Genomic DNA, 13,686 nt, shown 5'->3' on the forward strand with positions numbered 1-13,686 from the left:
GAAAAATGGTTTGTTCGCGCCCTGCCCCGACCTCAAGAATCAATCCAGCCACAGGCCGAAAAGGCCGACCTACCGTGCGATCTGGAGAAAACAATAATGGGCATCGCCAACCTCATTCCCGTACACAGCCTGGAAAACGTCCTCGCCCCTATCGAGCACGCTCACGGCCTGACCAACGATTTTTATACCGAGCAACACTACTTCGAACTCGACCGTGATCAGGTGATGGGCAAGAACTGGGCGTGCATCGGTTTCGCCACCGACTTGCCAACCAATGCCTACGTCAAACCCGTGGACTTTATGGGACTGCCGCTGTTGATGATGCGCAACCGTGAAGGTCAGGTGCAGGTCTTCCACAACGTGTGCAGCCACCGGGGCGTGAAGCTGGTGCAGGAAGCCGGCACCGTCCAGGGCATGATCCGCTGCCCTTACCACTCCTGGACTTATGACCTCAATGGTGCCTTGCGCGGCACCCCGCACGTGGGTGGTATCAACCAGCACAAAGACGAACGTTTCGCCTGTGAAAAACATGGTTTGAAAGCGCTGCGCAGCGCGATCTGGATGGACATGGTCTTCATCAATCTGTCTGGCGATGCCCCTGCACTGGAAGACGCCCTCGCCCCGTTGACCGAACGCTGGAAGCAGTTCCTTGGCGACGACGGCATGAGCCTGATGCGTCGCGAAGGCAACAGCGGTGCCATGGCGATCGAAGTCAACTGCAACTGGAAACTGGCGGTCGAGAACTATTGCGAGGCCTATCACTTGCCGTGGGTGCACCCGAGCCTGAACACCTACTCACGCCTGGAAGACCACTACAACATTCTCTTTGATCAATTCGCCGGTCAGGGCAGCTACGCCTACAACCTGTCGGACGTCGCCGGTACGCACCTGCCGACCTTCCCGTCGTGGCCAGCGGATCGCCTGCGCAACGCCGAATACGTGGCGTTCTTCCCTAACGTGCTGCTCGGCATCCAGGCCGACCACGCGTTTGCGATGATGCTGGAGCCGATCGCTCCGGGTAAAACCGTTGAGCATCTGCGCTTGTTCTATGTCGGTGACGAGGCGCTCGACCCGCATTACGAAGCCGCTCGCAATGCAGTCATGGCGTCGTGGCGTGTGGTGTTCGCCGAGGACATCGCTTCAGTTGAAGGCATGCAAAAAGGTCGCAGTTCGCCGGGTTACAACGGCGGTGCGTTCTCTCCGGAAATGGATTTGCCAACCCATTACTTCCACAAGTGGGCCGCGCGTTCGCTGCTCGACAGCGTCAAGCCAGCCTCTGCGGGAGAATGAACATGACCACCACACATTGGCTCAACTTCATCGACGGGCAGTGGGTCGACAGCGACCAACACTTGACCATTCTCAACCCGGCAGACAATCAGCCGGTCGCGACCATGGCCCAGGCCAGTGTCGACGATGCCGAGCGCGCCTTGCAGGCCGCGCGCCGTTGCGCTGACGGCGGCGACCTGATGCGCGTGCGTCCGGCGCAGCGCGTCACCTGGTTGTTGGAAATTGCCCGACAGATTCGTCTGGTCGCCGAAGAAGGCGCGCAGATTCTCTGTGCCGAAAACGGCAAAACCCTGAACGACGCCCGCGACGAGTTCACCGAAGCGGCGCGGTACTTCGAGTACTACGCCGGGATGGCCGACAAAATCGAAGGTATTTCCGTGCCGCTGGGTAACGGCTACATGGATTTCACCGTTTACGAACCCATGGGCGTGTCCCTGCAGATCGTGCCGTGGAATTTTCCGGTATCCATCTGTGCCCGCTCCCTGGCACCGGCACTCGCCGCAGGCAATGCCGTGGTGGTGAAGTCGCCGGAGCTTTCGCCGTTGGGTCTGTGTGTGTTGATGCAGGCCATCGAGCGCGCGGGCCTGCCGCAGGGCGCGGTCAATCTGATCTGCGGGCGTGGCCGCGAAGTCGGCGCTTATCTGGCCGGGCACAAACAGGTTGACCAGATCGTCTTCACCGGTTCGGTGCCGACCGGCCAGAGTATCCTGCGCGCCGCCGCTGAAAACGCGGTGCCGAGCGTGATGGAGTTGGGCGGTAAATCCGCGGCACTGGTGTTCGCCGATGTTGATCGTGAGCAACTGCTGAGCAGTGTGCGCAACGGCATTTTCTTTAATGCCGGGCAGGTCTGCTCGGCCATGTCGCGGTTGCTGGTAGAGCGCTCGATTTACGCTGAAGTGGTCGAACAGGTTGCCCAAATGGCGCGCAACTTGCGCGTTGGCCCCGGCGCGGAAAACGCCGAGCTGACGCCAGTGATTTCCTCGGGCCAGTTACGCGGCATCGAAGCGATGTGCCAACGGGCGCAAGCGCAAGGCGCGCGAGTGGTCGCCGGTGGCGAAGCGCTTAGCGGAACCACCGGCAACTACATGCAGCCGACAGTGTTCTGCGATGTCACTCCCGACATGGAAATTGCCTCAAGCGAAGTGTTCGGCCCGGTGCTGGCAATCATGCCGTTCGACACTGAAGCGCAAGCGATTGCCTTGGCCAACGGTACCGATTTCGGTCTGGTGGCCGGTGTCTTCACCCAAGATCTGAACCGCGCCTTGCGCTGCGGCCGGCGTTTGCGCGCAGGCCAAGTGTTCATCAACGAGTGGTATGCCGGCGGCATCGAGACACCGTTTGGGGGCGTCGGTCTGTCCGGCTACGGTCGCGAGAAAGGTCAGGAAGCGCTCTACAGCTATGTGCGTACCAAGAACCTGGCCGTGCGCATTCAGGGCGAGTGAGGACTGAACCATGAAAAAGTGGCTGTGCATTATTTGTGGCTGGATCTACGACGAAGCCCTCGGCTGGCCCGAGGACGGTATTGTCGCCGGAACCCGCTGGGAGGACATTCCCGATGACTGGTTGTGCCCGGAATGCAAGGTTGGCAAAAGCGATTTCGAGATGATCGAAATCAGCGAAGCGCCCGCGCCGGCGCCAATCGCCGCGATCGGTGCCAAGCCTGTTATCGCTGCCGTCGCCGCTCCGAAACCCATCGCCGCGGTGGCCGGGCCGGTGGTCATCATCGGTAGCGGTCATGCCGGCTACGGCCTGGCAGCGGCGCTGCGCAAGCAAGATCCGAATATAGAGATTCGCGTGCTGACGCGTGAATGCGGGCACGTGTATTCCAAACCTGCCCTATCGATTGCCTTGGCTCAGGGACGCAGTGCGACCGCGCTGGCCAGTGAAAGTCCGTTGGCGATCGAGCAGCGTTTGGGCATTCGCGTTTACCCGCACTGCCATGTCGAGCGAATTGACGCGGCGTCCGGGCGTTTGCACACCAATCTGGGGGAAATGAGTTACGGGCAACTGGTACTGGCCAGCGGCGCGGCGCCGATCCGCGTGCCGGTCGAAGGGTGCTCGGAGGCCTTGGTCAGCGTCAATAATCTCGCCGACTATCAGGCCTTCCGCTCTCACCTCGAGGGCGTGCGGCGCATCGCGATCCTCGGCGACGGGCTGATTGGCTGTGAGTTCGCCAATGACCTGGCCAGCAGCGGCTACGAGGTTCGCGTGATTGGCCTCGGCGCGTGGCCGATGGAACGTCTATTGCCGCAAGCGGCGGGTCAGCATCTGCAAAACGCCCTTGGCGACCTGGGTGTGCAATGGAACCTGCAGACCACCCTGCAGCGCATCGAACGTGGCGAACACGGCTTCGACTTGACCCTGGCCAACGGCGAAACGCATCAGGCTGATCTGGTTCTATCGGCGATCGGGCTGCGACCCAACCATGATCTTGCCACCGCCAGCGGCATCGCGTGCGGACGCGGGATCAAGGTCGACGACTGTTTGCAGACATCGACGCCGGGCATTTATGCCTTGGGCGACTGCATCGAAATCAACGGACAACTGATGCCGTATCTGGCGCCGATCAATCAGGGCATTGATGCCTTGGCCCGCACACTGCTCGGGCAGCCAACCGCCGTGCGTTACCCGCTGATGCCGGTGACGGTGAAAACCCCCGCCGCGCCACTCTGCCTGCTGCCGGCACCGCCCGACTGCGCGGGGCAATGGCGAATCGAACCGACCGCCGACGGTTTGAGTGCGGCGTTCCACGATGACAGCGGTGCCTTGCGCGCCTTCGCCTTGCTCGGACGCCAGGCACAACAACAGCGCAGCGCCTGGCTGCAAACCTGCCAACTCGCCCAATCCAACGTGGCCTGAGAACAACACTATGAACAACCGCGCAATTCACTTGCCACACGATGACCAGGACTGCGGCTGGTACGCCGCCCTGCCCGCGCCAGTTGCACCGCGTCGGCTGACAGGTCGGCAACAGGTTGACTACGCCGTGATCGGCGCCGGTTTTGCCGGGCTGGCCGCCGCCCGCCAGTTGGCCGAACATGTACCGGACGCACGTATCGTGCTGGTCGATGCCCAGCGTGTTGGTTACGGCGCGTCGGGGCGCAACTCCGGTTTCGTTATCGACTTGCCGCACAAGATGGCTCTGGAACATCCGGATCCGGCCCACAAACAGCGCCTGCTCGGGTTGAACCGCAGCGCCATCGCGCAGTTGCAACGCTTGATCGGCGAACACCGGATCGATTGCCAATGGTCACACGCCGGTAAATATCAGGGCGCAGTCGGTGCACGGGGTTTGGCGTATCTGGAGCATTTCGAACACTTGATGCGTGAACTCGGTGAGCCGTTTCACAGCGTCGAGGGCGATGAACTGGCCAACGTTCTCGGCACCCGCCACTACCGTCGCGCGGTGTACACGCCGGGCAGCTATCTGATGCAGCCGGCCGCGTTGGTGAGGGGGTTGGCCGACTCGCTGCCGGGCAACGTCGAGTTGCTCGAAGAGTCGCCGATTCAGGGTTTGCAACGTGATGCTCAGGGACAATGGCTGCTGCAAGGTCGCGACGGGCAAATCCGCACGCCGCGCCTGTTGCTGGGAACGAGTATTTTCACCCAGGAGTTCGGCTACCTGCGCAGTCGTCTGCTGCCAGTGATGACTTTTGCCAGTTGGACGCGCCCGCTGACTCAGGCAGAAATGGACGCCATCGGCATGCAGGCTGACTGGGGGCTGACTCCGGCCGACCATGCCGGCACCACCGTGCGCATGACCCAGGATCGACGCCTGATGATCCGCAACACGTACAAGCATGTGCCGCGTTACGGCAAAAGCGTCAGCGACAGCACTCGGCAGGAAATTCGTGCTGGCCATCGCAAGGCGTTGATCTCGCGATATCCGCAATTGGCTAACGTTGAATTCACGCACACTTGGGGTGGCGTCTACGCCATTTCGCGCAACTTCACCAACTTCTTCGGTGAGCTGGAAGACGGTGTCTACGCGACCGCTTGCGACAATGGTGTCGGTGCGGCATGGGGCACGATTTCCGGCACGTTGCTGGCGGATCTGGCCGTGGGTGCCGACTCACAATCGCTGAGTGATATTCGCAACGTCACCGGCATGCCATCACGCAATCCACCCGAACCGTTGCTCGGTCTGGGCGTGCGTACCCGCATCCGCCTGGCCGCGTGGAACAGCCGGAGCGAACTGTGAAAACCTTGACTGGCAAAGGCCCGGTACACCGCATTGACCATCGCGATCTCGACTTTGTCCATCGCGGCGGCCCGCCCGGCGCAGCGATGGTTGCGCGAGCGCTGAGCAATGAGGTCTCGCCGAACCTGGGCGTCGGCTTCGCTCGCTGGGAAGGCGCCGAAGTCAGCTGGACTTTGCTGTATGACGAAGTCATCTTCGTCATCGAAGGCTGCTTTGAGCTCACGGCCAACGGCGAGCATCACCGGGTCGAACCCGGGCAGATGCTGTGGATTCCTGAAGGCACTGAGCTCATTTACGGCGGTCATGCCTTGTTTGGCTACGTGGTCTATCCGGGTGACTGGAAGCAACGACACGGTTTGAACTGAAGGTGTAGCGCCCTTCTTCGAACCGCTAACTCAGAGAGCGTTGATGTCAGTCAGAAGTGAACGTGGCGCCACAGCCTGTGGCTTGTTGGCGATTATCTTGTGGAGCACCGCCGCCGCATTGATCCGCAGCGTTAGTGAGATGTTCGGCCCGTTGGCGGGTTCGGCACTGATCTACTCGCTAGGGGCCGTCATGCTCATGGCCCTGTTGGGGCGACCGCGTTTGCGGGCTACATCGTGGCGTTATCTGATCGGCGGCAGCGCGTTGTTTGTGGCGTACGAAGTGTGCCTTTCGCTGGCGCTGGGGTTCGCCAACAGTCGTTATCAAGCGATTGAGCTGGGAGTGGTCAATTACTTGTGGCCGTGCCTGACCGTGTTGCTGGCGATTGTCATGAACGGGCAAAAGGCGCGCTGGATGATTGTCCCAGGCACGGCGCTGGCATTGTTCGGCATAGTCTGGGTGGTCAGCGGCGAGGGCTTGTCGGTGGACTCCATTGTCGCCAACGTTCAGTCCAATCCGCTCAGTTACAGTCTGGCGCTGGCCTGTGCGATCACGTTCGCGTTGTACTGCAACATCACCCGGCGTTATGCCGGAGGACAGAATCTTGTGGTGCTGTTTTTCGTGCTGACGGCCATTGTCCTGTGGGGCAAATACGCAGTGAGCGGCGAGATAATGCCGGCCTTCTCCCTGCGCAACAGTCTGGAGCTGATCGCCGCCAGCACGGCCATGGCCGGTGGCTATGCGTTGTGGAACATGGGTATTTTGCGCGGCAACCTCACGTTACTCGCCACCGCCTCGTATTCCGCGCCGGTGCTGTCATCGGCGTTTGGCGCGGTGTGGCTGGGCGCGGCACTGAATGCGCAGTTCTGGCAGGGTGCGGTGCTGGTGACGGTAGGGTCATTGCTGTGCTGGGGGGCTACCCGTCAGCAGGTGAATGCCTGACAGGAGCACAGAGCATTGGGTTAAACCTTCTCACCACTGTTTATTTTATTGGGTGGCTCACGCTGTGATTCACCTGCAATGCCGCCGCATGATGCATCGCCAGATGCCCGGTCTTGTCGCTTTTGACTTCGTACTGGGGCTCTTGCTTTGAAGCAGGTCGATGCCGTCCCATGAACTCGACATCCCGCGTATGCACCTTGACCACCGTGCCGCGAATCTCGCCGGCCTCGCTGTTCCAGCGCACCGCGTCGCCGACCTTGAATGACGTGCTCATGGCAATCCCCTCACTGCGCTGGCGGATGCTCACTCGATACCGAGTTGGCGGCGTCCACATCCGTCATGTCCTCGTCGAGCGGTGACTCGTCATCGGCAGGCAACGGAACCTCCGGTTGATCGCGTTTCGGGTCGTGTCCCGTTTCATTGTCCGTGGTTCGCGTCACGTCTTGCTGCGACTTGTTACCCGGTGCATTTTCATCGATGTCCATGACTGGCTCTCCGCTCGGCCGCACGGAAAATCCGCGCTTAAAGGTGAGAGACAACGGCACCGCGCAAGTGCCGGGTACTGGACGAACGGTGCACGTGCTCACCATCAAGCCAAATTAGCTGGCCAACAGTGCTTTGGTCATTGCCATCGAGGTGTTCAGCGACTGCCCCGTACGCTGCAGTTTGTTCAGCAAACTGGCGCCCAGCCACAGTTGATACAGGGTTTCCGCCAGATGCCGGGCATCACCGGTCGGCAGGGTCTTTTCGGCCTGGCCTTGCTCGATGCACAGCGTGATGCGCGAGACCACTTGCTCGGCGCCGTCGCGCAGGGTCAGGCGCATCGATTCGGACAGGTCGGCAACTTCGGCGCTGAGTTTTACCACCAGGCACTCATCGCCATGGCCTTCGAGGGTGCAGCGGTCTTGCCAGCCCTGCCAGTAATCCATAAGCCGTTCATAGGCGGTCAGCCCCGGCAGGGTCAGGCGCCGCTCCATGTCGGCCAGATATCCGACGAAGTAATCCTCGAGCAAGGCCTGGCCGTAAAGCTCTTTGGATTTGAAGTAGTGATAGAACGAGCCCTTGGGCACACCGGCGGTTTGCAGGATTTCGTTGAGGCCGACACTGGTGAAGCCCTTCTCGGCCATCATCCGGTGGCCGGTGTCGAGCAAGTGCTGGCGGGTGTCGTCGTAGGTCGGTTTCATGGGGCGCAAATTACCAGGCAATAGACCAGTCGTTTATTTCAGAGGATGGCGAGTTTGCCATACCTGCCGAGTAAAAACCTGTTGAGAAAAAATTACTAGACGACTGGTCTAATTGGAAACTATGCTGCGCCCCGTCAACCGCATTTGCGGGTATAAGCGTGACGCGAATCCTTTGCGCCACGACGTCACCGATCAAACCAGGGTGCTCTATGAAAATTCTGATGGTTTTGACTTCCCACGATCAGCTCGGCAACACCGGCCGTAAAACCGGCTTCTGGCTCGAAGAGTTTGCCGCGCCCTACTACGCCTTTAAGGATGCCGGTGCGCAGATCACTTTGGTGTCGCCGGCCGGTGGCCAGCCGCCGCTCGATCCGAAAAGCGATGAGCCCGGCGCGCAGACTGCCGAGACCGATCGCTTTCGCAACGACCCGGCAGCGCAGCAGGCACTGGCCAGCACCGGGCGTCTGGCCGAGGTCAGCGTAGAGGATTTCGATGCTGTGTTTTATCCCGGCGGCCATGGCCCGCTGTGGGATCTGGCCGAAGACTCGCACTCGATCGCGTTGATCGAAGCTTTTGCCCGCAGCAACAAGCCCCACGGCTTTGTCTGCCATGCGCCGGGCGTGTTGCGTCACGTCGTCGATGCGGCAGGCAAACCGCTGATTCAGCATCGCCAGGTGACCGGTTTCACCAATTCGGAAGAAGCCGCCGTCGGACTGACCGACGTGGTGCCGTTCCTGATCGAAGACGAGTTTCAGCGTCTCGGCGGGCGTTACTCCAAAGTCGCTGACTGGCAGGTGCATGTGGTTGCGGACGGCCAATTGGTCACCGGCCAGAATCCCGCCAGCTCTGCCGCTGTCGCCGAGAAACTGTTGAAAATGCTCGGCTGATTCATCGCTCAACCTCATCACCGTGCTACGCGGTTTTATTTTTATCCTCGAAATAGTCGACTGGTCTAATAAGACCAGTCGAACAAGGTACCTCCATGCACAACAGCCCTTATTTCCAACCCGCGACGCTCGGCCTGCACACCCTGAAAAACCGTATCGTCCTGCCGCCCCTCACCCGCCAGCGCAGCACCCAACCGGGCAATATTGCCAATGAGTTGATGGCCGAGTATTACCAGCAACGGGCCGGCGCCGGTCTGCTGGTGACCGAAGGCACGCAGATCGAACCACGCGGTCAGGGTTACGCCTGGACACCCGGCATTCATACCCCGGAGCAAATCGCTGGATGGCGCAAAGTCACGGAAGCGGTGCACGCCGTTGACGGTGTTATTTTCGCGCAACTGTGGCATGTCGGCCGCGTCTCCCACACTGCGCTGCAACCGAATGGCGCAGCGCCGGTATCGGCCTCGGCGCTGGCCACCGAGCGTGTCAGCGTGTTCATCGAAACCGCGCCGGGCGTGGGTGAACTGGTCGCCCCGTCGGCCCCGCGTGCATTGAGCACCGATGAAGTTCAGGAACTGATTCAGCTGTACATTCAAGCCGCGCGCAATGCGATGGACGCCGGTTTCGACGGCATCGAACTGCACTGCGCCAACGGTTATCTGGTCAACCAGTTCATCTCCGCGCACAGCAATCTTCGCGACGATCAATACGGCGGTTCGCTGCACAATCGCCTGCGCTTTTTGCGTGAAGTGGTGGCGGGTGTCGCCGAGTGCATCGGCAAGGAAAAAGTCGGTGTGCGTTTCGCGCCGTTGTTCACCACCACCGATGAAGCGCGAACTTACCTGGGCATGGTCGAAGAAGATCCACACACCACTTACATCGAAGCGATCAAAGTTTTGCAAGACGTCGGCATCGCCTACCTGTCCATCGCCGAAGCCGATTGGGACGATGCCCCGGCAATGCCGTTGTCATTTCGTCAGGCCGTGCGCGAGACCTTCAGCGGCGCAATCATTTATGCCGGACGCTATAACGCTGAATCCGGGGCGAAATTGCTGGATTCCGGGCTGGCTGATTTTGTCGCCTTCGGACGCCCGTTCATGGCCAACCCGGATCTGCCCGCGCGTATCGCCAATGACTGGCCCCTCAATGCGCTGAACCCGGCCACCGTGTATGGCGGCAACGACGAAGGGTATACCGATTACCCCGTGCACGGCTGACGGCGGCCAGCATCAAACAACGCACCGGGGATTGCCCTTCTTTCCCGGTGCAACTTAACCTCTGTGCGGCAGGTCAATCGTGTCAATGAGTGATGCGCCTGCGTGAGCAATGGCAGTCAGACCCCAAAACCAATAACGCACGAAGGGTGACATCCTGGAACATCTTACTCGCGAGGAGCTTGAGGCCGAGGTCACGCGGCTGCGTCTGGCGTTGGGCAACGTCGGAGCCGCCAAGCAGGACAGCGCGCAGGATCTGGCTGATCAATTGCATTTGGCGAGCCGTGCGGTTGCCGAAACCCGGGAGCGCTATCGATTGGCCGTCAAGGCGACCAGCGATGCGGTCTGGGATTGGGATCTGACCGCTGACCGGATCACCTGGAACGAAGCCCTGCAACAGGCTTACGGCTACACGGCAACCGCCACCGAGACCAACAGTGACTGGTGTTTTGCGCGGATTCACCCGCAGGATCGGCCGCGTGTCGAAGCCTCGATCCGCGCCGTCATTGATGGCACGTCTACCGACTGGAGCGCCGAATACCGGTTTCGCTGCGAAGACGGCTCCTACGCCGAGGTCGTCGATCGCGGGTATCTGATGCGCGATGCCGACGGTCGCGCCGTACGCATGATCGGCGCCATGCTCGACCTGACGCGCTCACGCCATGCCGAAAATGCCTTGCGCCTCAGCGAAGAGCGCTTCCGCACGATTCTGGAAACCATCGAAGCGGCGTTCGCCATCGTCAAAGTCAAATTCGACGCTGACGACCGCCCGGTGGATTACTGCTTTGTTGAGGCCAACCCGGCGTTCGAGCGTCAGGCCGGGGTCAACTTGCGGGGTAAATGGGTCACCGAGTTTGCGCCCAATCTGGAGAGTTTCTGGTTCGAGACTTACGGGCACGTGGCCAAAACCGGCGAGCCGGCGAATTTCGAGAATTACGCGAATACCTTTGAGCGCTGGTTTGATGTGCGCGCCGTGCGCGTTGGCGATCCTGCCGATCGACAGATTGCGATTTTTTTCAGCGACGTGACCGCGCGTCGCGACGCCGAGGAGCGTCTGCGGGTCAGCGAAGCGGTGGCGCGCGAGAACGTCGAGCGTGTGCAACTGGCCCTCGCCGCCGGTGCAATTATCGGCACTTGGCACTGGCATCTGCCGACTGATCGCTTCACCGTCGACGAAGCCTTTGCCCGGGTTTTCAATCTTGATCCGGCGCTGGGTCGCGACGGTCTGAGCCTGGAGCAAGTGGTGCAAACCGTGCACCCCTATGACAGGGACGGACTTACCCGCGCGATTAACGAAGTCATCGCCCGTGGCGGCCCCTATTCCCACCAGTATCGCGTGTGCGGTGCGGATGGCAAATACACTTGGATTGAAGCCAACGGACGCGTCGAATGTGACGATGATGGCACCCCGCTGCGCTTTCCTGGCGTACTCATTGATGTCGAAGACCGGCGCAATGTCGAGGCTGACCGAGACCGCGCGATTTCGGCACTGCGTGCGCTGAATGACACTTTGGAGCAACGGGTGACGGCGCGCACGGCTGACCTCATGCAGGCCGAAGAGAAGTTGCGCCAATCGCAAAAAATGGAAGCCGTCGGGCAACTTACTGGTGGGCTGGCGCATGATTTCAATAACCTGCTGGCCGGCATTTCCGCAGCGCTTGAGCTGATGGAAAGACGCATCGCCCAAGGTCGCCTGGAGGACGTCGACAAGTACATGGTCACGGCGCAGGGCGCCACCAAACGTGCGGCTGCTCTGACCCATCGCCTGCTGGCGTTCTCCAGAAGGCAAACACTCGATCCACGGCCCACCGACGTTAATACCTTGATTGTCGGCATGACTGAATTGATCCAGCGCACCGTCGGCCCGAGCATCCTGCTGAAAACCGAAGGCGCAAGCGACCTCTGGCCAGCGTTGGTCGATGGGAGTCAGTTGGAAAACGCACTGTTGAATTTATGCATTAACGCCCGTGATGCGATGCCCGATGGCGGACGCATCACCGTGCAAACAGCCAATCGAACATTGGATGACGAATCTGCTCAGGCGTTGGAGATGCCCGCCGGGCAATACCTTTGCCTGAGTGTGGCCGACACCGGCACAGGCATGTCCGCCGAAATCATCGCCAAAGCCTTTGACCCGTTTTTCACCACCAAGCCTTTGGGCCAGGGCACGGGCCTGGGGTTGTCGATGATTTACGGTTTCACCAAGCAATCGGGTGGCCAGGTGCGCGCCCATTCGCAAGTGGGCCAAGGCACCACGATGTCGATCTACCTGCCCCGCTATCACGGCCAGGCGCCGCAAAATCACGACGACACGCAAAGCACATCGATTGCGGTGACCGCTGTGGGCGAGACGATTTTGATTGTCGACGACGAACCCACGGTGCGCCTGCTGCTGGCGGATGTGCTGTGCGACCTCGGCTATGACGTGCTCGTCGCCGCCGACAGCGTTGAAGGGCTGGCGGCACTGCGCTCCAATGCACGCATCGACCTGCTGGTTACCGACGTCGGTTTGCCGGGCGGGATGAACGGCCGGCAAATGGCCGATGCCGGCCGGGAGATCCGCCCGCAGTTGAAGACCTTGTTCATTACCGGTTATGCAGAACATTCGGTGATCGGCAACGGCCAACTCGGCCCGGGGATGCAGGTGCTGACCAAGCCGTTTGCTATTGAGACGCTGATATCGCGGGTCAGTGGCCTGATGGCCACCACCGGTGAATAGGATGATGCCGTAACTGTGGCGAGGGGATTTATCCCCGTTGGGCTGCGCAGCGGCCCCGCTTCTTAACTGAAAAAGCAGGGGCCTGCTGCGCAGTCCAACGGGGATAAATCCCCTCGCCACAGGTTATTTGTCGGAACAAAAAAGCCTGCTTTTCAGGGCAGGCTTTTGGTTTTGCTACAGCAGTTTATTTTTTCTGAGCCGTCAGCGCCGAGTAGCCATTCATCAGGTTGCGATAGTTAGGAATCCGTTGCGACAGCAAGTTACCCAGCCCTTCAATGTCGTTGCGCCAGTCGCGGTGCAGCTCACACGCCACCGAGAACCAGTTCATCAACTGCGCACCGGCCTGCGTCATGCGGCTCCACGCGGCCTGTTGCACGGTGGTATTGAAAGTACCGGAAGCATCCGTCACCACAAACACCTCAAACCCTTCCGCCAGCGCCGACAGAGTCGGGAACGCCACACACACATCCGTCACCACACCGGCAATGATGATCTGCTTACGACCCGTCGCCTTGATCGCCTTAACAAAGTCTTCGTTGTCCCAAGCGTTGATCTGACCTGGGCGAGCAATGTACGGCGCGTCCGGGAACATCTCTTTCAGCTCCGGTACGAGCGGGCCGTTCGGGCCTTGTTCGAAACTGGTGGTGAGGATGGTCGGCAGGTTGAAGAACTTCGCCAGGTCAGCGAGTGCCAGCACGTTGTTCTTGAACTCGTTCGGCGAGAAGTCCTGCACCAGCGAAATCAAACCGGTCTGGTGATCAACCAGCAGCACGATAGCGTCGTCTTTGTTCAAGCGGTTGTAGGTTGGAGTGGTCATGGTGTGCGTCCTTTTTCAATGTTGGATTTGTTGTTGCGTTCAAGTTGGGTACAGATTACTGACGCATTG

The 13,686-nt window shown here is 60.3% G+C and carries 13 protein-coding genes and 1 pseudogene; 10 read left to right on the forward strand and 4 right to left on the reverse strand.

Features of this window, described 5'->3' with window-relative positions:
* Positions 1-96: 96 nt before the first annotated feature.
* From ACZZ0D_RS12635 to yddG, 7 genes and pseudogenes are all read left to right on the forward strand, one after another.
* On the forward strand, positions 97-1,290 hold the full coding sequence (locus ACZZ0D_RS12635; RefSeq protein WP_212545847.1) for an aromatic ring-hydroxylating oxygenase subunit alpha: 1,194 nt from the start codon (positions 97-99) through the stop codon (positions 1,288-1,290).
* Positions 1,291-1,292: 2 nt separating this feature from the next.
* A complete protein-coding gene (locus ACZZ0D_RS12640; protein ID WP_463553418.1) occupies positions 1,293-2,732 on the forward strand; it encodes an aldehyde dehydrogenase family protein in 1,440 nt (479 codons plus the stop codon).
* Between the two features lie 10 nt (positions 2,733-2,742).
* Positions 2,743-2,904: pseudogene (locus tag ACZZ0D_RS12645) on the forward strand (rubredoxin); the annotation flags it as partial.
* A complete protein-coding gene (locus ACZZ0D_RS12650) occupies positions 2,893-4,149 on the forward strand; it encodes an FAD-dependent oxidoreductase (RefSeq protein ID WP_463554805.1) in 1,257 nt (418 codons plus the stop codon). The pseudogene ACZZ0D_RS12645 and the gene ACZZ0D_RS12650, both read left to right, overlap by 12 nt.
* A gap of 10 nt (positions 4,150-4,159) precedes the next feature.
* Positions 4,160-5,491 carry an NAD(P)/FAD-dependent oxidoreductase gene (locus ACZZ0D_RS12655; protein ID WP_212549304.1) on the forward strand — a complete coding sequence of 444 codons (1,332 nt, stop codon included), beginning with the start codon at positions 4,160-4,162 and terminating at the stop codon, positions 5,489-5,491.
* Entirely contained in the window at positions 5,488-5,856 is a 369-nt protein-coding gene (locus tag ACZZ0D_RS12660) for an ethanolamine utilization protein EutQ (protein WP_463553419.1), read from the forward strand. The genes ACZZ0D_RS12655 and ACZZ0D_RS12660 overlap by 4 nt, the downstream gene beginning before the upstream one ends.
* Before the next feature lie 43 nt (positions 5,857-5,899).
* Positions 5,900-6,796, forward strand: coding sequence for an aromatic amino acid DMT transporter YddG (gene yddG, locus ACZZ0D_RS12665; RefSeq protein ID WP_463553420.1), 897 nt, complete (start codon positions 5,900-5,902; stop codon positions 6,794-6,796).
* Positions 6,797-6,836: 40 nt separating this feature from the next.
* Here yddG and ACZZ0D_RS12670 read toward each other — a convergent pair whose 3' ends face one another.
* The 3 genes from ACZZ0D_RS12670 to ACZZ0D_RS12680 form a co-directional block, all read right to left on the reverse strand.
* A complete protein-coding gene (locus tag ACZZ0D_RS12670; RefSeq protein WP_159814545.1) occupies positions 6,837-7,070 on the reverse strand; it encodes a hypervirulence associated TUDOR domain-containing protein in 234 nt (77 codons plus the stop codon).
* Between the two features lie 10 nt (positions 7,071-7,080).
* Positions 7,081-7,281 (reverse strand): hypothetical protein, encoded by a 201-nt coding sequence (locus ACZZ0D_RS12675; protein WP_053119506.1) that lies wholly within the window; start codon positions 7,279-7,281, stop codon positions 7,081-7,083.
* Between the two features lie 114 nt (positions 7,282-7,395).
* Positions 7,396-7,980, reverse strand: coding sequence for a TetR/AcrR family transcriptional regulator (locus ACZZ0D_RS12680; RefSeq protein ID WP_053119504.1), 585 nt, complete (start codon positions 7,978-7,980; stop codon positions 7,396-7,398).
* A gap of 209 nt (positions 7,981-8,189) precedes the next feature.
* Between ACZZ0D_RS12680 and ACZZ0D_RS12685 the strand changes: the two genes are divergently transcribed.
* The 3 genes from ACZZ0D_RS12685 (at position 8,190) to ACZZ0D_RS12695 (ending at position 12,800) form a co-directional block, all read left to right on the forward strand.
* Positions 8,190-8,867: a type 1 glutamine amidotransferase domain-containing protein gene (locus ACZZ0D_RS12685; RefSeq protein ID WP_463553421.1), complete on the forward strand. Its 678-nt coding sequence runs from the start codon at positions 8,190-8,192 to the stop codon at positions 8,865-8,867.
* A 95-nt stretch (positions 8,868-8,962) separates the two neighbouring features.
* Positions 8,963-10,084: an alkene reductase gene (locus tag ACZZ0D_RS12690; RefSeq protein ID WP_463553422.1), complete on the forward strand. Its 1,122-nt coding sequence runs from the start codon at positions 8,963-8,965 to the stop codon at positions 10,082-10,084.
* Between the two features lie 253 nt (positions 10,085-10,337).
* On the forward strand, positions 10,338-12,800 hold the full coding sequence (locus ACZZ0D_RS12695) for a PAS domain-containing protein (RefSeq protein WP_463554806.1): 2,463 nt from the start codon (positions 10,338-10,340) through the stop codon (positions 12,798-12,800).
* 184 nt (positions 12,801-12,984) lie between these two features.
* Here ACZZ0D_RS12695 and ycaC read toward each other — a convergent pair whose 3' ends face one another.
* Complete coding sequence (ycaC, locus tag ACZZ0D_RS12700; protein WP_053119500.1) at positions 12,985-13,617, reverse strand: isochorismate family cysteine hydrolase YcaC; 633 nt, start codon at positions 13,615-13,617, stop codon at positions 12,985-12,987.
* Between the last annotated feature and the right edge of the window lie 69 nt (positions 13,618-13,686).

The organism is Pseudomonas sp. AC193 (assembly GCF_979258075.1).